Source organism: Muricoccus vinaceus (assembly GCF_042433125.1).
Classification (GTDB): domain Bacteria; phylum Pseudomonadota; class Alphaproteobacteria; order Acetobacterales; family Acetobacteraceae; genus Roseomonas; species Roseomonas vinacea.
Window position 1 is genome coordinate 653634 of the sequence record NZ_JBHLVZ010000002.1, and the last position, 19410, is coordinate 673043.

17 protein-coding genes are annotated in these 19410 nt (G+C 74.0%); 12 read left to right on the top strand and 5 right to left on the bottom strand.

Annotation, left to right across the window (positions count from 1 at the left end; all coding sequences use genetic code 11):
* Position 1 precedes the first annotated feature (1 nt).
* From ACFFIC_RS04865 to ACFFIC_RS04875, 3 genes are read right to left on the bottom strand one after another with little or no spacing between them, the layout of a single operon-like run.
* Complete coding sequence (locus ACFFIC_RS04865) at positions 2-1093, bottom strand: ABC transporter ATP-binding protein (RefSeq protein ID WP_377049014.1); 1092 nt, start codon at positions 1091-1093, stop codon at positions 2-4.
* Complete coding sequence (locus ACFFIC_RS04870) at positions 1090-2817, bottom strand: ABC transporter permease (RefSeq protein ID WP_377049015.1); 1728 nt, start codon at positions 2815-2817, stop codon at positions 1090-1092. The genes ACFFIC_RS04865 and ACFFIC_RS04870 overlap by 4 nt, the downstream gene beginning before the upstream one ends.
* Positions 2814-4154: an ABC transporter substrate-binding protein gene (locus ACFFIC_RS04875; protein ID WP_377049016.1), complete on the bottom strand. Its 1341-nt coding sequence runs from the start codon at positions 4152-4154 to the stop codon at positions 2814-2816. Before ACFFIC_RS04875 ends, ACFFIC_RS04870 begins: the two co-directional genes overlap by 4 nt.
* 148 nt (positions 4155-4302) lie before the next feature.
* On the opposite strand from ACFFIC_RS04875, the gene ACFFIC_RS04880 reads away from it, so the two are divergent.
* The 12 genes from ACFFIC_RS04880 (at position 4303) to ACFFIC_RS04935 (ending at position 17210) form a co-directional block, all read left to right on the top strand.
* Entirely contained in the window at positions 4303-5589 is a 1287-nt protein-coding gene (locus ACFFIC_RS04880) for a glutamate-5-semialdehyde dehydrogenase (RefSeq protein ID WP_377049017.1), read from the top strand.
* A 46-nt stretch (positions 5590-5635) separates the two neighbouring features.
* Positions 5636-6508 (top strand): 2-keto-4-pentenoate hydratase, encoded by an 873-nt coding sequence (locus ACFFIC_RS04885; RefSeq protein WP_377049018.1) that lies wholly within the window; start codon positions 5636-5638, stop codon positions 6506-6508.
* A gap of 31 nt (positions 6509-6539) precedes the next feature.
* Positions 6540-7322 carry a nicotinate-nucleotide adenylyltransferase gene (locus ACFFIC_RS04890; protein ID WP_377049019.1) on the top strand — a complete coding sequence of 261 codons (783 nt, stop codon included), beginning with the start codon at positions 6540-6542 and terminating at the stop codon, positions 7320-7322.
* A gap of 83 nt (positions 7323-7405) precedes the next feature.
* Positions 7406-8731, top strand: a complete 1326-nt coding sequence (gene rsfS / locus ACFFIC_RS04895; RefSeq protein ID WP_377049020.1) for a ribosome silencing factor — start codon at positions 7406-7408, stop codon at positions 8729-8731.
* A gap of 6 nt (positions 8732-8737) precedes the next feature.
* Positions 8738-9205, top strand: coding sequence for a 23S rRNA (pseudouridine(1915)-N(3))-methyltransferase RlmH (locus tag ACFFIC_RS04900; protein WP_377049021.1), 468 nt, complete (start codon positions 8738-8740; stop codon positions 9203-9205).
* A gap of 47 nt (positions 9206-9252) precedes the next feature.
* Complete coding sequence (locus ACFFIC_RS04905) at positions 9253-9927, top strand: NnrU family protein (RefSeq protein WP_377049022.1); 675 nt, start codon at positions 9253-9255, stop codon at positions 9925-9927.
* 86 nt (positions 9928-10013) lie between these two features.
* A complete protein-coding gene (locus ACFFIC_RS04910; protein WP_377049023.1) occupies positions 10014-10787 on the top strand; it encodes a class I SAM-dependent methyltransferase in 774 nt (257 codons plus the stop codon).
* Between the two features lie 101 nt (positions 10788-10888).
* Positions 10889-12439 carry a 2,3-bisphosphoglycerate-independent phosphoglycerate mutase gene (gene gpmI / locus ACFFIC_RS04915; protein WP_377049024.1) on the top strand — a complete coding sequence of 517 codons (1551 nt, stop codon included), beginning with the start codon at positions 10889-10891 and terminating at the stop codon, positions 12437-12439.
* Complete coding sequence (locus tag ACFFIC_RS04920; protein ID WP_377049025.1) at positions 12436-13926, top strand: peptidoglycan DD-metalloendopeptidase family protein; 1491 nt, start codon at positions 12436-12438, stop codon at positions 13924-13926. The genes gpmI and ACFFIC_RS04920 overlap by 4 nt, the downstream gene beginning before the upstream one ends.
* Positions 13927-14113: 187 nt before the next feature.
* A complete protein-coding gene (locus ACFFIC_RS04925) occupies positions 14114-15496 on the top strand; it encodes a S41 family peptidase (RefSeq protein WP_377049026.1) in 1383 nt (460 codons plus the stop codon).
* A 26-nt stretch (positions 15497-15522) separates the two neighbouring features.
* Positions 15523-16725: a divergent polysaccharide deacetylase family protein gene (locus tag ACFFIC_RS04930; RefSeq protein ID WP_377049027.1), complete on the top strand. Its 1203-nt coding sequence runs from the start codon at positions 15523-15525 to the stop codon at positions 16723-16725.
* On the top strand, positions 16722-17210 hold the full coding sequence (locus tag ACFFIC_RS04935; RefSeq protein ID WP_377049028.1) for an RNA pyrophosphohydrolase: 489 nt from the start codon (positions 16722-16724) through the stop codon (positions 17208-17210). The genes ACFFIC_RS04930 and ACFFIC_RS04935 overlap by 4 nt, the downstream gene beginning before the upstream one ends.
* 38 nt (positions 17211-17248) lie before the next feature.
* Here ACFFIC_RS04935 and ACFFIC_RS04940 read toward each other — a convergent pair whose 3' ends face one another.
* Both ACFFIC_RS04940 and ACFFIC_RS04945 read right to left on the bottom strand, forming a co-directional pair.
* Positions 17249-18355 carry an endo-1,4-beta-xylanase gene (locus ACFFIC_RS04940; protein ID WP_377049029.1) on the bottom strand — a complete coding sequence of 369 codons (1107 nt, stop codon included), beginning with the start codon at positions 18353-18355 and terminating at the stop codon, positions 17249-17251.
* A gap of 47 nt (positions 18356-18402) precedes the next feature.
* Positions 18403-19254: a ferritin-like domain-containing protein gene (locus tag ACFFIC_RS04945; protein ID WP_377049030.1), complete on the bottom strand. Its 852-nt coding sequence runs from the start codon at positions 19252-19254 to the stop codon at positions 18403-18405.
* Between the last annotated feature and the right edge of the window lie 156 nt (positions 19255-19410).

A 19410-nucleotide genomic window follows, 5' to 3' on the forward strand; every position in this document is an offset into this window, starting at 1 on the left:
CTCAGCCCGCCAGCAGCTTCACCCGCGCGGCGTCCAGCGCCAGCGCCGCGCGGCCGCCCACGGCGAGATGCCCCTCCCCACCGGTGTGCGGGGCGTCCACCAGCACCTCGGCCCCCGCCACCCGCACGCCGTAGCGGATGGAGGCGCCGAGGAACTCCCGGTGCGTCACCTCCCCCTCCAGCAGCCTCCGGCCCGGCGCCCCGGCACCGGCGGGCAGCAGCAGCACGTCCTGCGGGCGGAACATCAGCCGCGCGCCGGGGGGAACATCCAGCCCCGGCGGCAAAGGAATGCGCGTGCCGCCGTCGATCTCGAAGGCGCTGGCCGCGCCGTCGCGCAGCACGCGGCCCGGCATGATGTTGGCCGTGCCGAGGAAGCCCGCCACGAAGAGGTTGGCGGGATGGTCGTAAAGCTCCATCGGCGTGCCGACCTGCTGCACCACGCCCTCGCTCATCACCGCGATCCGGTCGCAGACGGTGTTCGCCTCCTCCTGATCGTGCGTGACGAAGATCGTCGTCAGGCGCAGCCGCTGCTGCATGTCCCGCAACTCGCGCCGCACCTGCACGCGAAGCCGCGCGTCGAGGTTCGACAGCGGCTCGTCCAGCAGCAGCACCTTGGGCCGCACCGCGACCGTGCGGGCCAGCGCCACCCGCTGCTGCTGGCCGCCCGAGAGCTGCGAGGGGCGGCGCTCTCCCATGCCCTCCAGCCCCACCAGCGCCAGCGCCGCGTCCACGCGCCCCGCGATCTCCGCCCGCGCCACGCGCCGCTCCTCCAGCCCGAAGGCGACGTTGCGGCGCACGGTCATGTGCGGCCAGAGCGCGTAGGATTGGAACACCATCCCGACGTCGCGCTTCCAGGGCGGCAGGTGCGAGATGTCGGCGCCGCCCACCAGAACCCGCCCGCGCTGCGCCGCGTTGAACCCCGCGATCAGCCGCAGCAGCGTCGTCTTGCCGCAGCCGGAAGGTCCGAGGAACGCGAAGAACTCGCCCGGCCGGATCTCCAGGTTCACGTCCTTCAGGACGCGCGTCGCGCCATAGGAGAGGTCCACCCCCTCCACCCGGATGCCCGCCGGCTCGCGTGCCAGGATCTCGCTCATGCGCTTTCCTTTCCGCCCCGTCCGGCCACCAGGTGTGAAGCCAGCGTGGACAGCCCGACGATGACCACCGCGATGATCCCGAGCGCGGCCCCCGCCCCGCGCCCGGCGGGCGACTGCATGAAGACATAGAGCCCATAGGCCAGCGGCGCGTCGGCATTGGACTGCACCAGCATCAGCGTCGCCGACAGCTCCACCGCCGCGGTGGCGAAGGAGGTGACGAAGCCGGCCGCGATCCCGCCCGCCATGAGCGGCAGCACGATCCGCCGGACCACCCGCAGCCGGCGCGCGCCGAGGTTCTCGGCCGCCTCCTCCAGGCTGGACGAGATCTGCTGAAGCGCCGCCGTGCAGGCCCGCAGCGCGTAGGGAAGCCGCCGCACGGCCAGCGCCAGCACGATGATCCCCCAGAAGGCCGCGAGCGACGTGTCGTTCGGCAGGGTCACGCCGAAATAGGTGCGCAGATACCCGATCCCCAGCACCAGCCCCGGCACCGCCAGCGCCGACATGGCCACGTAGTCCAGCCAGCGGGTTCCGGCCATGCGCGTCCGCAGCACGAGATAGGCGATGGCGGTACCGAGGATCACGTCGATCAGCCCGGCCAGCCCGGCATAGACCAGCGTGTTGGTGATGTATTGCGAGCTTTCGGCAAAGACCCGGGCGTAATGCGCCAGCGTGTACCCGTCCGGCAGCGGCGCGAAGGACCAGACCGTCGCGACCGAGAGCAGGAACAGCCCGAGGTGGGGCGCCAGCACCAGCGCGAGGATCAGCAGGATCAGCACGTAGGCCGCCACCGCCTGGCCGCGCGGCAGGCGCCGCCGCGCCAGCCCTCCCCCGCCCCGCTGCACCGTCGCGTAGTCGCGCCCGCGCAGGGCCAGCGACGAAACCCAGAGCGACAGCACGGAGAAGAGGATCAGCACGACCGAGATGACGTAGCCGATCGGGTCCTCCAGCCCCACGGAGGTGATCCGCAGATAGGCCTGGGGCGCCAGCATCTCGCGCACGTTCAGCAGCAGCGGCGTGGCGAGGTCGTCGAAGACCTTGATGAAGACGAGGCTGGCGCCGGCGACGTAGCCGGGCATGGCCAGCGGCAGCACGATCCGCCGGAACAGCCGGAACCCGTGGCTGCCGAGGTTCTGCGCCGCCTCCTCCATCGCACGGTCGATGTTGCGCAGACTGGCCGAGAGGTTGAGCAGGATGAAGGGGAAGTAGTGGATGGACTGGACGAAGATCACCCCGTTCAGCCCCTCCATGAAGGGGATGTTGATGTCGAGCCAGTCGCCCAGCAGCAGGTTCACGCTGCCGCTGCGGCCGAACAGAAGCCCCATCGCCACCGCCCCCGCGAAGGGCGGCATGATCAGCGGCAGCACGCCCAGTGTTTGCACCAGCACCGCGCCGCGGAACTCGAAGCGCGTGGTGAAATAGGCGAGCGGCAACGCGATCAGGCTCGCCACCGCCACCGACATCAGCGAGACGTAGAGGGAGTTCCAGAAGCTCCGCATGAACAGGTCGTTGGACAGGAAATCCCCGACATGGGCGAGAGTGAAGCCGCCCGTCGCCCGGTCCTGGAAGGCGACGGTGACCACGGTCAGCACGGGCACCACCAGGAAGGCGAGAAGAAAGATCGCGACCAGCCCGAAGGCCACCGCCTCCCCCGGCCGCGCCGTCCAGCGGCGGGGGCGGGCGGCGGGCGGGGTGGCGGCGGTCGCCTCGGTGGTGGCGAGGCTCACCCGGCCGCCTTCGCGGCGTCGGCGGCCTTGGCGGCGGCGGCGGTGTACTTGTCCCGCGCGAAGCCGGCCCAGCGCTGCTCCAGCTCCGCCTGGCGCGGCCCGGGGCCCCCACGGCCGGAGAAGGAACCGGCCACCGCGTCCGACGCCGCCTCCTCCGCCGTCACGGGCATGGCGGCGATGAGCGCCCGCGCCTCCTCCAGCAGCGCGCGGGCCTGCGGGGTGTCCCGCCGCGCCAGCCGCGTCTCGACGTCCCCGATCGCCTTGGTGGCGCGCTTCAGCCCATCGAGGTTGGTGCCGACGAGCTGATCGTAGAGAGCATCGACGACGGCGTAGCGCTTCTCCGACACGCCCAGGTCGAAGCGGAAGTTCGGCAGGCCGATGGTGCCGTTGAACGGGTTGGGATAGCCCGCCGGCGCCTTTGCATAGACCGCCGGGTTCACCGGCAGCCGCCGGATCGTCGGCTCCAGCAGGATCTCCTGCCCCTGAACCGAGAGCAGGAAGTCGATGAAGGCCTTTGCCCCCGCCAAGTTCGGCGCGTTCTTCACCACGGCGATGTTGGCCGGCACCACCGTGGTGACGGAGGGGTAGGCGAACTTCACCGGGAAGCCCGCGCCCTGGGCGGAGAAGGCGAAGAAGTCGATCACGATGCCGATCCCGACCTGCCCGGAGTTCACCGCGTCCGGCACCCCGAAGGAGCGCTCGGTGATCTGGCGGAGGTTTCCGGAAAAGCCCTTGATCGTCGCCCAGCCCTTCGCCCAGCCCTCCCCCTGCAGGATCGTCTCGACCGTCAGGTGCGTGGTGCCGGAGCGGGACGGCGCGGTGATGATGATGTGATCGTGATAGGCGGGCTTCGCGAGGTCCGCCCATTCCTTCGGCTCGGGCAGGCGGTTCGCGCGCATGTAGCGCTCGTTCCACATGATGCCGTAGCCCGAGGCCGCGAAGCCCGTGACGAAGCCCTCGGGGTCGTTGACGGCATAGGGGCCGATCGTGTCGGGGATGCCCTGGCTCTGTGGCCTGTAGGCCTCCAGCAGGCCGGCCTTCTTCAGCACCTCGAAGGCATCGGGGGCCGAGGCCCAGAACAGGTCCACCGCGTTGTTGCTGCGCGTCTCCTGCACGAAGCGCACGCCGGCCGTGGTGTTGCGGCTCTGCACCTCCAGCGTGGTGCCGGGATGGGCGGCCTCGAAGGCGCGCTTGAAGGGGGCGGTGACGTCGTTGGAGAAGGAGGTGACCACCGTCACCTTGCCGGACGCCCCCTGGGCACGCGCGGCGCCCGCGACGGATGCGGCGGCCATGGCGCCGAGGGCACGGCGGCCCAGCACCGGTTGGGTGAAGCGCATGGTTCCCTCCGTTGCATTCTCTGATGCATTCCGGTTCTGGGTCAGGCCGGCGGCGCTGGCAAGCCTGGGTGCGGACAAGCATGGGCGGCGGGTCTGCCCTGCCGCGCCGCGCTTCCCCCGGCCGCCGCCCGGCGCTACCGATACGCCCATGAACGCGATCACCGATCCCGCGGCCGATTCCGCCGCCATCGCCCGCGCCGCGCTGGAGGAGGCCGCCCGGGCCGCCCGCGCCGCCGCAACCACGCTCGCGCGTGCGCCGCGGCCGGTGAAGGACCTCGCGCTCACCACCGCCGCGGCCGCCTTGCGCGCCCGCGCCGCGGAAATCCTCGCCGCCAACGCCGCCGACCTCGCCGCCGCGCCGGAGCTGAGCGAGGCCTTCCGCGACCGGCTCACCCTCACCCCCGCCCGGGTCGAGGCCATGGCCGTGGGGTTGGAGGAAGTGGCCGCCCTCCCCGACCCCGTCGGCCGCGTGCTGGCCGAATGGACGCGCCCCAACGGCCTCCTTTTCCGCCGTGTCGCACAGCCCATCGGCGTGATCGGCATGATCTACGAGAGCCGCCCGAACGTGGGCGCCGACGCCGCCGCGCTCTGCCTCAAGGCCGGCAGCCCCGTGATCCTGCGCGGCGGGCGCGAAAGCCTGCGCAGCGCCGCCGCCATCCATGCCTGCATCCTCGATGGCCTCCGCGCGGCGGGGCTCCCCGAGGCCTGCGTGGCCACCGCGCCCAACACCGACCGCGCCTTTGTCGCCGCCATGCTGCGGACCTCCGGGCTGATCGACCTCATCATCCCCCGCGGCGGCAAGGGGCTGGTGACGCGCGTGCTGGAGGAAGCGCGCGTGCCCGTGCTCGCCCATGCCGAGGGCCTCTGCCACACCTATGTGCATGAGGCGGCGGACCCCGCCATGGCGCGCAGCGTCCTCGCCAACGCCAAGATGCGCCGCACCGGCGTCTGCGGCTCGACCGAGACGCTGCTGATCGACCGCGTCATCGCCCCCTCCCTGCTGCCGCTTCTGGTGGAGGACCTCCGCGCGCTCGGCTGCGACTTCCGCGCCGATGCCGCGGCCCGTGCCATCCTGCCCGCGCTGCCCCCGGCCTCGGAGGGCGACTTCTCCACGGAATGGCTCGCCGCCATCCTCAACGTCGCGGTGGTGGACGGCGTCGAATCCGCCCTCGACCACATCCGCCGGTACGGCAGCGAGCACACGGAGGCGATCATCACCGGGGATGCCGCCGCGGCCACCGCCTTCCTCGACGGCCTCGGCTCGGCGGTCGGGCTCTGGAACGCCTCCACCCAGTTCTGCGACGGCGGCGAGTTCGGCTTCGGCGCCGAGATCGGCATCGCCACCGGCCGCCTGCACGCCCGCGGCCCCGTCGGGTTGGAGCAGCTCTGCACCTGGCGCTACCATGTGATCGGGACCGGCCAGCTTCGCCCCTGACGGCCCGCCACGGGTTCAATCCGCGGCTTCGGGAAGGAAAAGATCCATGCGCCCCATCGCGCTCCTGGCGGCCACGGCCCTCATGGCCGCCCCGCTTTCCGCCCACGCGGCCTGCCCCGGCGACGCCGACATCGCCCGCGTCGCCGGCGACATCCTCGCCAGCCGCCCGACCCAGGGCTACGGCACCGCGCTGTCGATGGAGGACGCCCTCTGCGCGCGGGAGAAGCTGATCCCGATCCTGGCGCAGCACTACGGCCCGCCCGTGGGGTACAAGGTCGGCCTGACCAACGCCGCCGCGCAGCAGCGCTTCGGCGTGCCCCACCCGGTGCGCGGCACCATCTACCAGGCCACGATCCGCGCCCACGGCACCGCCGCCGCCCCCGCCGAGGTTCCCGCCGCCTTCGGCGCCCTTCCGAACGTGGAGAGCGACCTCCTCGTCCGCGTGCGGGACGAGGGCATCAACGAGGCCGGCACGGACCGCGTCTCGATCCTCCGCCACCTCGACCAGGTGATCCCCTTCATCGAGATGCCGGACCTGGCGCTGGCGCAGGGCCAGTCCACCGGCCCGAACCTCGTCGCGGTCAATGTCGGCGCCCGGCTCGGCGTGCTCGGCGATCCCATCCCGGCGGAGGCCACCGCCGGCTTCGCGGCGCGCCTGGCGGGCATGACGGTGATCCTGGCCACCGACCAGAAGGAACTGTCCCGCGCGCCCGGCACCGCCCTGCTGGGCCACCCGCTCGATGTCATCCCCTGGCTGGTGGAGGACCTGAAGCGCGACGGGCGCCGCCTGCGCGCGGGCGAGATCATCTCGCTCGGCGGCTTCTCCGCCGCCACGCCGACCGAGGCGGGACGCACCTTCACGGTCACCTACCAGGGGCTGGCCGCGCAGCCCGTGACCGTCTCGGTGCGAACGCCCTGATCCTTCCGCGCCCCGCCGGCACGGGCTGACCGTGCCGCCCCCCGTCCTCCCCTTCGGCCGCGACAGGCAGCCGCCGCGCAACCCGCCGCCCTCGCACCGCCGCCCGGGGCGCTGGGGCGACGGGCGGCGCGCGCGGATCGGGCTGCTCGGCGGCTCCTTCAACCCCGCGCATCCCGGCCACCGCCACGTGGCCGACATGGCCCGCCACGTGCTGCGGCTGGACGAGGTCTGGCTGCTGGTTTCCCCCGGGAACCCCCTGAAATCCGGCGACGGCATGGCCCCTTTCGCCGAACGCCTGGATTCCGCCCGCCGCATCGCGGATGGCCGCCACGTCATCGCCGCCGACATCGAGGCGCGGCTGGGCCTGCGCCAGACCGAGCGGACCCTCGCCCGGCTGCGCCAGCTTTTCCCCCGCGCGTGCTTCGTGTGGATCATGGGCGCCGACAACCTGGTGCAGCTTCCGCGCTGGCGTCGCTGGCGCCGGCTGGCAAAGGGCACGCCCATGGCGGTGCTGCCGCGCCCCGGCTACACGCGGCTCGCGCTGCACGGGGCGGCAGCCACCGTGCTGCGCCGCCACCGCAGGGCTTGCGGCGCGGTGCTGTCGGGCGCATCCCCCCACTGCACGAAAGGCGGCAGCAAGGATCATGCGGCCTGGTGCATGGTGCCCGCGCGGGAGCATCCCGCCAGCGCCACCGCCATCCGCGCGATGCGCGCCCGCGCAACCGCGGTCCCGCCCACTCATTCATCCCCTGGCCTCCCTGCGGCGGTCCGGCCCTCGGCACCGCCACGGACGGTACCGGCCAGCCCCGCGTGAACCCATCCGTGCCGAGGGCGCACCACCCCACCCGCGCCTGACGCAACCCGCACCCGAAGCCGAACACAGAGAAGGAGCCCCCCATGGCCCGCACGCCCAAGGCCCCGCCCCGCCCCGCCTCCCGCGGCACCACCCGCAGCGCCGGCACGAGCGGCACCGGAACCCGCTCCGCGGCCCCGCGCGCCACGGGCGCGGGCAAGGCCCCGCCCGCGCGCGGCGCGGCGCCGAAGCCGGCCGCCAAGGCCCCGGCACGCGCGGCCAAGCCCGCGCCCGCGCGCGCGAAGTCCCCGGCACCCAAGGCGCCGGCCTCGCGCGCCAAGGCTCCCGCCGCGGCGACGCGTGCGAAGGCCCCGGCGGCGGCCACCCGCTCCAAGGCCCCGGCACGCGCGGCGGCCCCCTCCCGCGCCAAGGCTCCCGCCGCCGCCGCCCGCCCAAAGGCCGCCGCCGCGCGCCCGAAGGCCACGGCCTCCCGCGCCGCCCCCTCCCGCAGCCCGGCGCGCGAGAAGGCACCGGCCGCGACACGCACCACCAAGGCCGCCCCGGCGCGCGCCGCGGCCAAGCCGGCCGCCACGCGCAAGCCGGCCGCATCGCGCACCCCGGCCGCGACAACCCGAGCCCCGGCCGCAACGACGCGCGTCCCCACCGCCCGCAGCGCCGCGGCGAAGCCGGCGGCCAAGGTTCCCGCCCGCAAGGCTGCGCCGGCCGCGCCCGCCCGCGCAAAGCCCGCGGCGCCCGCGCCACGTGCCGAGAAGCCGGCCCGCGGGCGGGCCGCCACCCCCAACACCACCCCGCCCCGCAGCCCCCGCCGCCCCGCCGCGCCCGATCCCAATGCCGAGCGCATCGCCGAGCTGGAGGCCGATTCCGCCCCCACCCCGCGCAAGCGCGAGGCCGCCGCCGGCCCGAAGAAGCGCGGCCGTGCCGCCGCTCCCCGCCCCACCCCCAGCCCGGACCGGCTGGAGGAGCTGGTGCGCGCCACCGTGGCCAGCCTGGAGGCGGACGGCGCGGAGAACGTGACGGTGCTGGACGTCGCCACCCGTTCCGCCTTCGCGGACCGCATGGTGGTCGCGACCGGCCTGGTGGAGCGCCAGATCGAGGCCATGGCCGGGCATGTGGAGGACAAGCTCGCCGAGCTCGGCATCCGCCGCATCCGCACGGAAGCCTCGCCCGACTGGGTGCTGCTCGATGCCGGCGACCTGATCATCCACCTGTTCAAGCCGGAGGCGCGCGCGAACTACGCCCTGGAGCGCATGTGGGGACCTGACAGCCCGGCCGCGGAGAACACCATGCCCGAGTCCGACGAGAGCACCGGGGATGCGGAGGGCGGGGCGGACGACCCGCTGCCGATCGACGAGGTGCTGGATGGCCCGGCCGGCTCCACCCTCGGCGGCACCGCGGAGGACGAGGACTAACCGCGCATGGCGCCGCCCCTCCTGCTCGCCGTGGGCCGTGCCCGTGGCGGGCCGGAGGCGGCGCTGTTCGAGCACCACAACGCCCGCCTGCGCCCGCCGCTTCTGCTGCGGGAGCTGCCGGAAGCCCGCGGCAGCGCGGCCGAGATGCGCCGCCGCGAAGGCGCCGCGATCCTCGCCGCCCTGCCCGACGGCGCGCTCGCCATCGCCCTCGACCTGGGCGGCGAGATGCCCGACAGCGAGCGCCTGGCGGCGCTGACCGCCCGTTGGGCCGAGGCCGCCCGGCCGCTCGCCTTTGTCATCGGGGGCGCCGAGGGGCTCGACGAATCGGTGCTCGCCCGCGCCGAACACCGCCTTTCCCTGGGCCGGCTCACCTGGCCCCATATGCTGGTGCGGGGGCTGCTGGCAGAGGCGCTGTTCAGGGCGCAATGCATCCGCGCGAATCACCCCTACCACCGCGCCTGGCGGCCAGGCTGAAGGCGGCACGGTTGCGCCGCGCGCCCGGCACGGGGCAGGCTCACGGCATGTTCACCCTGATCCTCGCGGCCTTCCTCTGGGTCGGCCTGCATGTCGGCGTCGCCGGAACCCGGCTGCGCCGGACGCTGGTCGCGCGCCTGGGCGACGGCGGCTTCCGCGGCGCCTTCTCCGTCGCCTCCGCCGTCTCGATCACGCTGCTGGTTCTGGCCTGGCGCAACGCGGAAACCACCCCGCTCTGGGCCGCGCCCCCGGCGCTGGGCTGGTTGCTGGTGGCGGTGATGCTGCTGGCCTTCATCCTGTTCGCGGGCAGCCTGATGACGCGCAACGCCACCTCCGTGGGGCAGAACGCCGCGCTCTCGGCGGAACCGCGCGGCGTGCTGCGGATCACGCGCCACCCCATGCTCTGGGCTTTCGCCCTCTGGGGCGCGGTGCACGTGGTGGGCAATGGCGACAGCGCGGCCCTGGTCTTCTTCGGCGCCTTCCTGCTGACCGCGGCGCTCGGCATGCCCTCGCTCGACGCCAAGGTGGCGGCACGCGACCCCGCGGCCTGGGCGGGCTTCGCCGCGCGCACCTCCGTGCTGCCCTTCGCGGCCGTGGCCATGGGGCGCAACCGCATCGCCTGGCGGGAGATCGCCTGGCCGGCCCTGGTGGGCCTGATCGCCTGGGCCGCCGTGCTGCACGTCCACCCCGCGGTCTTCGGGGTCTCCCCCATTCCCCGCTGAGCCCGGGGTCGCGTGATCGTCACCGCAGGCTTGCGCCTGGGGCCGCGCCTTGCGATGCCTGCGGGCGCGCAACCGGAGGCGCCCGCATGACGCAGACCCAGGGAAGCAGCCCCGCCCGAAGCGCGGCCGGAACCGCCCCGCACCCTGTTCTCGCCCATCGCTACGCGGGGCCGGAGGAGCGGGAGGGCTTCGTGCGGAACCTGTTCGACCAGACCGCCCCGCATTACGACCGCATCGACCGCATCTTCTCCCTCGGCACCGGGCCGGGCTACCGCCGCCGCGCCCTGCGCGAGGCCGGGCTCAGGCCAGGGATGCGCGTGCTGGACGTGGCGGTGGGCACCGGCCTCGTCGCGCGCCAGGCCGTGGCCCTCGCCGGGGACCCCGCCCTCGTCACCGGCCTCGACCCCAGCGAGGGCATGCTGGCCGAGGCGCGGCGCTCCCTGCCGGGCGTGACGCTGATCCAGGGCCGGGCCGAGCGCATCCCGCTGCCCGACAACAGCGTCGATTTCCTGTCCATGGGCTACGCGCTGCGCCACGTCGCCGACCTCGGCGCGGCCTTCGCCGAGTACCGCCGCGTGCTCCGGCCCGGCGGCACCGTGCTGATCCTGGAGATCGGCCGCCCCGAGAGCCGCCTGGCCCGCGCCATCGCCCGCTTCTACATGGGCGCGGCGATTCCCGCCCTGTGCTGGGTCGCGGCGCCCCGCCACCGCTCGGGGGAGCTGATGGCCTACTACTGGGAAACCATCGAGGCCTGCGTGCCGGCGGAAACCATCCTCGCGGCCATGGAGCAGGCGGGCTTCGCCGGTGCGGCCTGCACCACGGAGCTGGAGGTGTTCCGGGCCTACACCGCCCGCGCCTGAGCCGGCGCGGCATCGCGCGCAACGAGCGCCTCGCCCCGGCTGGCCAAGCACCCGGCACCGGGGCTATGGCAAGGCCCGCTCCGCAGCATCAGGTCCGCCCCATGGCTCGTCCCAAGCCCGTCATGCTCGTTATCCTCGATGGTTGGGGCTGGCGGGAAGAAACCGCCGACAACGCCATCGCCCTGGCCAACACGCCGACCTTCGATGCCCTCTGGTCCTCCTGCCCGCGCGCCTTCCTGCGCACCTGCGGCCCGGATGTCGGACTGCCCGTCGGGCAGATGGGCAATTCCGAGGTCGGCCACCTGAACATCGGCGCGGGTCGCATCGTGATGCAGGACCTGCCGCGCATCGGCGCCGCCATCGCCGACGGCACGCTGGCCGGCATGCCCGCCGTGGTCTGGCTGGGCGAGCAGCTTCACGCCACGGGCGGCACGCTGCACCTCTGCGGCCTCGCCTCCCCCGGGGGCGTGCACGCGCACCAGGACCACGCCGTGGCGCTGGCGGAGATCTTCGCGGCCAAGGGCATCCCCGTGGCCGTGCATGCCTGGACCGACGGGCGGGACACCCCGCCCGAGGCGGCCGCCCAGACCCTGCCGGCCTTCGAGGCGGCCCTGCCCCTCGGCGCGATCATCGCCACCGTCACCGGCCGCTACTTCGCCATGGACCGCGACAACCGCTGGGACCGCGTCTCACAGGCCTGGCGCGCCATGGTGCTGGCCGAGGGGGCCTCGGCCGAGAACGCGGCCGATGCCGTGGGCGCCGCCCATGCCGCCGGCAAGACCGACGAGTTCATCCCGGCCACCGTGCTGCACGGCTATGCCGGCATGCAGGACGGCGACGCCGTGCTCTGCTTCAACTTCCGCGCCGACCGCATGCGCGAGATCATGGCGGCGCTGCTGGACCCGGATTTCGCCGGCTTCCCCCGCCCGCGCGACCCCGCCCTCTGCGGCGCGGCGGCCATGACCGAGTATTCCGAGGCGCTGAACCCCTTCCTGGAGACGATCTTCCCGCCGCAATCCATGGAAGGCCTGCTCGGCCCGACCGTCTCCGCCGCCGGCATGACCCAGCTCCGCATGGCCGAGACCGAGAAGTACCCGCACGTCACCTACTTCATGAACGGCGGCGAGGAGCACCCCTTCCCGGAGGAGGAGCGCTACATGGTCCCCTCCCCCAAGGTCGCCACCTACGACCTCCAGCCGGAGATGTCCGAGCCCGAGCTGGCCGAGAAGGCCGAGATGGCCATCCGTTCCGGGCACTACGACATGATCATCCTGAACTTCGCCAACGCGGACATGGTCGGCCACACCGGCAGCCTCCCCGCCGCGATCAAGGCCTGCGAGGCCGCGGATGCCGGCCTCGGCCGCATCGCCCGCGCCATCCACGACATGGGCGGGGCGCTGCTGGTCACGGCCGACCACGGCAACGCGGAGATGATGCGCGATCCCGTCACCGGCGGGCCGCACACGGCGCACACGCTCAACCCCGTGCCCGTCCTGCTGTTCGGCGGCCCGCCGGAGGTCACGGCCCTGCATGATGGCCGCCTCGCCGATCTGGCCCCCACCATGCTGGCCCTGCTGGGCGTGCCGCAGCCGGCGGAGATGACCGGGCGCAACCTGATGGAAGCGCCCGCGGCCGAAGCTGCCCGGAGGTGAGACCGCGCGGGCGCCGCGCCGCGCGCCGGGAAGCAAGGGCCGACCGCCCCGGGCCCGGCGCGCTGCTGCCCGCGCTGGTGCTGCTGCCCGCGCTGGCCCTCGCCCAGCCCGCCCCCCAGCCCGCCGCCCAGCCCGACCGGCAATCCCTGGGCGAGGCCGAGCGGGAGGCGCGCGGCGCGCGGGACGACGCCGCCGGCATCGCCCGCGCCGCCCGCGCGGCCGAGGCCGCCGAGCGCGGCCTGGCCGAGCGCCGCGCGGAGGCCGGCCGCCGCGCCGTGGCCGCCGAGGCCGCGCTGGCCGCCGCCGAGGTGCGGCTGGAGGCTGCCCAGGCCGCCCGCGACGCCGCCGAGGCCGACCTCGCCCGCCGGGCGGAAGCCCTCGCGCCGATGGTGCCCGCCATGCGCCGCCTGGGTCTCTGGCCCGCCGAAACGCTGCTCGTGGTGCCCGCCCCGCCCGAGGAAGCCCTGCGCGGCGCCCTGATCCTGCGCGGCGTCGCCCGCCGCCTCGCGCGCGAGGCAGCGGAGTACCGGGAAGCGCGCGAAGGCGCCGCCCGCGCCACGGCCGCGCTGGAGGAGCAGCGCAGCCGCCTTGTCGCCGCCCGCGTCGTCTCGCGCGAGGCCGCGGAGAGCGTGGAGGCCGCGCTCGGCGAGGCACGCGCCCGCCGCGATGCGGCCCGCGACGCCGAGGCCGCCGCCACCCGCCGTGCCGCCGCGGCCGCCGCCCAGGCGCGCGACCTGCGCGGTGCCCTCGAGCGCCTGGAGCGCGAGGCCCAGGCCCGCGAGGCCCGCGAGCGTGCCGAGGCGGCCGCCCGGGCGCGGGAGGCGGAGGCCCGCGAGCGCGAAGCGGAGGCCCGCAAGCGCGAGGCCGAAGGGCGCGCGCGGGAGGCCGAGGCGCGGGAGGCCGCCCGCCTGGCCCTGGCCCGCAGCGCCGCCCGCGACCAGGCCACCCGCGACCAGCTGGCCCGGGAACAGGCCAGCCGCGAGCAAGCCGCCCGGGATCGTGCCGCCCAGGAAAGGGCCGCCCGCGACGCGCGCGACGCCGAACGGGATGCCGAGCGGGCCCGCGACAGCCTGGAGGCCGCCCGCGAGCGCACCCGCGAGGTGTCCGCCCCGCCCCGTCCCTCGCGCGGCGCCCCGGTGGCCGGGGCCGTCCAGCGCGACTTCGGGGAGGGTGGCGCCACCGGCCAGACCTGGGCCGCCAGCCCCGGCGCGCGGGTGGTCAGCCCCTGCGGCGGGCGCATCGTCTTTTCAGGACCGTTCCGATCCTACGGACGGATGTTGATTGTGGATTGCGGCGGCGGATACCATTTCGTCCTGGCCGGCCTGGACCGTCTGGACGCCGAGCCCGGGCAGCGCGTGCTGCCGGGAGAGGCGGTGGGAACACTTGGTAACGCCGGGGGATCTGGCGGGGGCCGCGCGTCGCTCTACCTTGAGCTTCGGCGCCGCGGCCTGCCGGTGGACCCGGCAAGCTGGACGAGCCGCGGCTGAGAAGGCCAGGATCGAAGAGGCCGCGGCCTTGCTGACCGGCCTTGTTAACCACGGGCCAGAAGGCTCCGGGGCAATATGGAGAGCCGCCACGGCGTGCCGTGGCAGAAGGGGTGCCTGTTCGATGCATAACGCCGCCGGACCATCGGACCAGCCCCCGCAGGCGCAAGCGGCGGGGAAGCGTGGCCGGATGCGCCTCATCGCCCCGGTTGCGGCTGCCTTCACGGCCGGCGTGGTGATCGGCCCCGTGGTCGCCGCCTGGGCCCAGGACGGTTCGCGCGCCGAGACCTACCGGCTGCTGAACCTGTTCGGGGACGTGTTCGAGCGCGTCCGCGCCGAATACGTGGAGCCCGTGAACGACCGCGACGTCATCGAGAACGCGATCAACGGGATGCTCCAGGGGCTCGATCCCCACTCCTCCTACATGAACCTCCGCTCCTTCCGGGACATGCAGGTCCAGACCCGCGGCGAGTTCGGGGGCCTGGGCATCGAGGTCAGCCAGGAAGCCGGCTACGTGAAGGTGATCTCGCCCATCGACGAGACCCCGGCCGCCCGCGCGGGCGTGAAGCCGGGCGACCTGATCACCCACATCAACAGCACCACCACCCAGGGCCTGACCCTGCAGGAGGCGGTGGACCAGATGCGGGGCGAGCGCGGCAGCAGCATCCGCCTGACGATCCGGCGCGAGGGATCGGCGGCGCCGATCGAGCTTTCCCTGACGCGGGACGTGATCCGCCCGCAGGTGGTCCGCGCCCGGCTGGAGGGCAGCGACGTCGCCTATGTGCGCCTGACCTCCTTCAACGAGCAGACCGAGGTCGGCCTGCGCCGCGCGCTCTCCAACCTCCGCACCCAGGCGCGCGACGGGCTGAAGGGCATCGTGCTCGACCTCCGCAACAACCCCGGCGGCCTGCTGGACCAGGCCATCCAGGTGTCCGACGACTTCCTCGACCAGGGCGAGATCGTTTCCACGCGCGCCCGCCGCCCCGAGGACGCGCAGCGCTGGAACGCGCGCACGGGCGACATCGCCCAGGGCCTGCCCATCGTGGTGCTGGTGAACGCCGGCTCCGCCTCGGCCTCCGAGATCGTGGCGGGGGCGCTGCAGGACCACCGGCGCGCCATCGTCATGGGGGTGAAGAGCTTCGGCAAGGGTTCGGTGCAGACCGTGATGCCGCTGCCCGGCAACGGCGCCATCCGCCTGACCACCGCGCGCTACTACACCCCTTCCGGCCGCTCCATCCAGGCGACGGGAATCGAGCCCGACATCGAGGTTCTGGCCCAGCGCGAGGACGCGCAGCAGACCCGCGAGCGGGACCGCGAGGCCGACCTGCGCCGGGCGCTGCGCAACGACAACGGCGGCACGGCCCCGGCCCAGGGCGTCAATGCCCGCCCGCCCGCCCCCCTGCCGCCCCTGGTGCTTCCGGCGGGCGCCGCCGAGCGCGTGCAGCGCCTGCCCGCGGAGGGCGCCGCCGCCTTCGACCCGACCAAGCCGGAAACCGACCACCAGTTGCAGCAGGCGCTGGGGCTGCTGCGGACCATCGCGGCCAACCCACCCCAGCGCCGCGCCAGCCGCTGAGTGATTGAGAGGACGCCAGGCCGCGCATGAGGGCACTGGGCGTCTTCTGGCTGGCGGTGATCGGCGCGCTCATGCTCGGCGCGCTGGCGCTCGACGGGATGGGGCCGCCCGCGGGGGGAATTCCGCCCGGTCTGACCCGGCCCGCCGGCGGGACGCCGGAACCCGCCGCCCCGCCGGTGGCCGCCAACGACAACGCACCGCTTCGCGAGGCGGCGCCGGTGGCCCTGCCGGAGCAGGACCTTTCCCCCGCCGGGGCCGCTCCTGCGGTGGCGGAACCCGAGGAGCCCGCCGCCCCGGCGGCCCAGGCCCTGGCCCCCACCCCTGTCGTGCCACGCTCCACGCTGGCCGCGCTGCCCAGCGCACCGGAGCCCCCGCCGCTGCCCAGCCTCGCCTCGCGCATGGAGGCGGCGCCGGACCGCCCCATCGCACCGCCTGATCCGGCCCTTCAGGAGCCCTCCCGCTACGGCCCCCTGCCCCGGCTTGGCCCGGAGGGCCGCACGGCCATCCGCACCTACGGGCGCCCGTTCGACCGCTCCGACCCACGCCCCCGCGTGGCGCTCGTGGTGGGCAATCTCGGCCTGTCCGCCTCGCTGTCCGAAGAAGCGATCCGCCGCCTGCCGCCCGCCACCGGCCTCGCCTTCTCTCCCTATGCCTCCCGCCCCGACCCGCTGCTGGAGCGCGCACGGCTGCGCGGCATGGAGGTGCTGAGCGCCCTGCCGCTGGAACCCGCCAACTACCCCGCCAACGACCCGGGCGAGCGCGCCCTGCTCACCACCCTCGCCCCCTCCGAGAACGGCGACCGGCTGGCCTGGGTCATGTCCCGCGTCACCGGGCAGGTTGGCGCGATCGGCGCGCTGGGCCCCATGCGGGGGGAGCGCTTCGCGGCGCTGGCGGAATCCATCGGCGGCGTGCAGGACGTGATGCGCGAGCGCGGGCTGCTCTATATCGACCCGCGCCCCGGCTCGCCGCAGCCGGCCCGCGCCTGGGGGCGCAGCGTGGACATCGTGGTGGACGAGCCCGCGACCCGCGGCGAGATCGATCGCCGCCTGGCCGAGTTGGAGCGCCTGGCGCGCGAGAAGGGATCGGCCCTGGGCCTGGCCGCCGACGTTTCCCCCGTGCTGGTGGACCGCGTGGCGGCCTGGGCCGCGGGCCTGGAAGCGCGCGGCCTGGTCATGGCACCCGTCACCGCCCTGATACGCCGCCCCGAGGAAATGCCCCGATCACCATGAGCGACCTGCCCCTGCGCCCCAATGTCGGCGCCTGCCTGTTCAATCGCCAGGGCCTGGTGCTGATCGCCCGCCGCGCCGACCAGCCGGCGGGGGAGGCCACGTCCGGCGCCTGGCAGCTTCCCCAGGGAGGGCTGGACCCTGGCGAGGACCCTGAAGCCGCCGTGCTGCGCGAGCTTTCCGAGGAGATCGGCACCACGAAGGCCCGGGTCATCGGTCGCATGGACGAGTGGCTGGACTACGACCTGCCTGCCCACCTCATCGGCCGGGCGCTGGGCGGCAAGTTCCGCGGGCAGACGCAGATGTGGTTCGCCCTGCGCTTCATGGGCGAGGATTCCGATATCCGCCTGGATGCCGATGCCCACCAGGAGTTCGACGCCTGGCGCTGGGCGCCGCTGACGGAGCTGCCGGCGATCGCCGTGCCCTTCCGCCGCCCGATCTATGAGCGGCTGGCGCAGGACTTCGCGCGATACGCGGTGGCGGGCTAGGGCGAGCCCCGGCCAGGCCCGATGCGGATGAAACCGCGTCAGGCCGCGGCGAAGGCCTGTGCCATCGCCCGCCACATCTCCTTTCGGCTGAACTCCCAGTCCAGCGGCAGGCCCCGGTGCAGCTTGCCGTCCTGCCGGGCCACGCCGGGCTCGCTCACCAGCCAGGAGTAGCGGTCCACCAGCCCCCAGGTCAGGAAGGTGCGAACCCCACCCTCCAGGGCGGCCTCGGTGAAGGCGGCGGCCCGCTCGGCCACCAGCCGGTCGCGGGCGACGTAGTCCTCGGGGATGCCGTTTCCCTCGCGGATGTCCAGCTCCGTCACCAGCACCGCCAGCCCCTCGGCCCGGAGGGCCCGGACGAAATCCCTGAACACCGGTCGGCTGAACGGCCGGACGATCTGAAGATGCGCCTGGATGCCGACCGCATCCAGCGGCACCTTCCGCTGCACCAAGCCGCGAACCAGCACCAGCAGGCGCCGGCGCTTCTCCTCGGCCCAGGGCGTGTCCTCCTCCAGGCCGTAGTCGTTCAGGACCAGCCGCAGCGTCGCGTCCTGCTCGCGCGCCATGCGGAACGCCGTCTCAATGTAGGAGGGGCCGAGGGCACGCAGCAGGGGCGTGTTGCGCAGCTCGCCCTCTGGCTGCGGGGTATCGCTGCCCGGCGGGTCCGCCACCGCTTCGTTCACCACGTCCCAGTCGCGGATGCGCAGGCGCGTGGTGGACAGAACCCGGGCAATATGCGCGGCCATCACGGCCCGTGCGCGCGGCGCGCCCTCGGCCACGGCAGCCACGGCCCATTGTGGAAAGGATTCGTGCCAGACCAGGGCATGGCCGCGGGTCGCGCGGCCCCTCGCCAGTCCCCATTGCACGATGGCGTCCAGCTGGGCGAAGTCGAACTCGCCTTCCCGGGGCTGGAGCGTGGCCCACTTCCCCTCGAACTCCGGCACGAGCAGCCCGGCCTCGCGCTCATAGGCGGCGGCATAGGATGCATCGCTCGCCAGAAGGCCGGCCTGCACGGCCGCGCCGAAGGTCAGCCCCTTCTCGCGTGCGATCTGGTACAGGCCGGGGCCGGCGGCCGCCGCACCGGGCTGAAGCGCCTGCGCGCCGGCGCGGCCCGCCGCGGCGGCGGCCAGGGAGGTGCCCAGGAGCACCCGCCGGCATACCCCCCCTGCCGGGGGAAGGGGGGATGCGGCCATCGTCAGGCCGCGGCCCGGGGCGCGGCGTTCTCGTTCGCCGCCCCGCCTTGCGCATACTTGCTGCGGCGCCATTGCAGCAGCTTCCAGGCTCCCTTGGCCGCGAGATCCGACAGCCGCCCGCGGGGCTCCAGCCCGATCGACTTGAAGATCATGCCCATGCCGCGCTCGATGTGGCGGAACCGGTAGTAGGACATGGCCCGGCCCATGTAGCCGCGCATGCATCGGTCATGGCTGTACGGGGTATCCGCGGTCTCATTGCCGCAATGATAGGCGAAGGCGAGCTCGTCGTCCTCCGATTCCCCGATCCGCCCGGCGGCCACGCGCAGCCGCTGCGGGAAGGACAGCTTCTCCCGCGCCAGATAGCGCTTCATGTGGTCGTAGAAGAGCTTGAAGTGCCGGTACTCGTCGGCCGCGATCAGGCGGCAGACCTGCTTCAGCACCGGCTCCTCCGTGCTCTCGCCCAGCGCGGTGTAGTAGGAGGAGGTGCCCGTCTCCACCATGCAGCGCGCGATCAGCTCGCCCGTGCGGGAACCCCGGATGGAGGCATCGGCCTTCACGTCGATCTTGTAGCCGGCGCGGTAGCGGGCGAAGGCTTCATCGAAGGACCAGCCGGGATCGGCGATCTCGGCCCAGCGGCCCAGCGCGTCGCCGTGCTGCACCTCCTCCACCGCCCAGTTGTCGGCGGCCTGACGGAAGTCGGGATCGCCGGTGAAGACGTTGTTCAGGTAGATCGCGTAATCGACCCCGTTCTTCTCGACCAGGGCAGCCGCCTTCACCAGCGCCAGGATGCCCGCATCGACCTTCGAGGGATCGAAGGCATCCCAGGCGATCTGGTCGAGGGTCCAGTGCTTCATAGGCTTGTACTTCTTGCAAGGGGGCGGGCTCTTGCTGACATTTGCCGGCCCACGGGGGTGGCTTTCAAGCCCTGCGCGCCAGTAATCGGCTTTCCCCTGGTGCCGGCTCCGCCTTGCCGGAGACCTGCGGCATCCATCATGCTCCCCTCGCGAAGT

Coding starts and splice junctions, on each gene's coding strand:
- ACFFIC_RS04865 (WP_377049014.1), bottom strand. CDS start 1,093: ATGAGCGAGATCCTGGCACGCGAGCCGGCGGGCATCCGGGTGGAGGGG.
- ACFFIC_RS04875 (WP_377049016.1), bottom strand. CDS start 4,154: ATGCGCTTCACCCAACCGGTGCTGGGCCGCCGTGCCCTCGGCGCCATG.
- ACFFIC_RS04880 (WP_377049017.1), top strand. CDS start 4,303: ATGAACGCGATCACCGATCCCGCGGCCGATTCCGCCGCCATCGCCCGC.
- ACFFIC_RS04885 (WP_377049018.1), top strand. CDS start 5,636: ATGCGCCCCATCGCGCTCCTGGCGGCCACGGCCCTCATGGCCGCCCCG.
- rsfS (WP_377049020.1), top strand. CDS start 7,406: ATGGCCCGCACGCCCAAGGCCCCGCCCCGCCCCGCCTCCCGCGGCACC.
- ACFFIC_RS04900 (WP_377049021.1), top strand. CDS start 8,738: ATGGCGCCGCCCCTCCTGCTCGCCGTGGGCCGTGCCCGTGGCGGGCCG.
- ACFFIC_RS04905 (WP_377049022.1), top strand. CDS start 9,253: ATGTTCACCCTGATCCTCGCGGCCTTCCTCTGGGTCGGCCTGCATGTC.
- ACFFIC_RS04910 (WP_377049023.1), top strand. CDS start 10,014: ATGACGCAGACCCAGGGAAGCAGCCCCGCCCGAAGCGCGGCCGGAACC.
- gpmI (WP_377049024.1), top strand. CDS start 10,889: ATGGCTCGTCCCAAGCCCGTCATGCTCGTTATCCTCGATGGTTGGGGC.
- ACFFIC_RS04925 (WP_377049026.1), top strand. CDS start 14,114: ATGCGCCTCATCGCCCCGGTTGCGGCTGCCTTCACGGCCGGCGTGGTG.
- ACFFIC_RS04930 (WP_377049027.1), top strand. CDS start 15,523: ATGAGGGCACTGGGCGTCTTCTGGCTGGCGGTGATCGGCGCGCTCATG.
- ACFFIC_RS04935 (WP_377049028.1), top strand. CDS start 16,722: ATGAGCGACCTGCCCCTGCGCCCCAATGTCGGCGCCTGCCTGTTCAAT.
- ACFFIC_RS04945 (WP_377049030.1), bottom strand. CDS start 19,254: ATGAAGCACTGGACCCTCGACCAGATCGCCTGGGATGCCTTCGATCCC.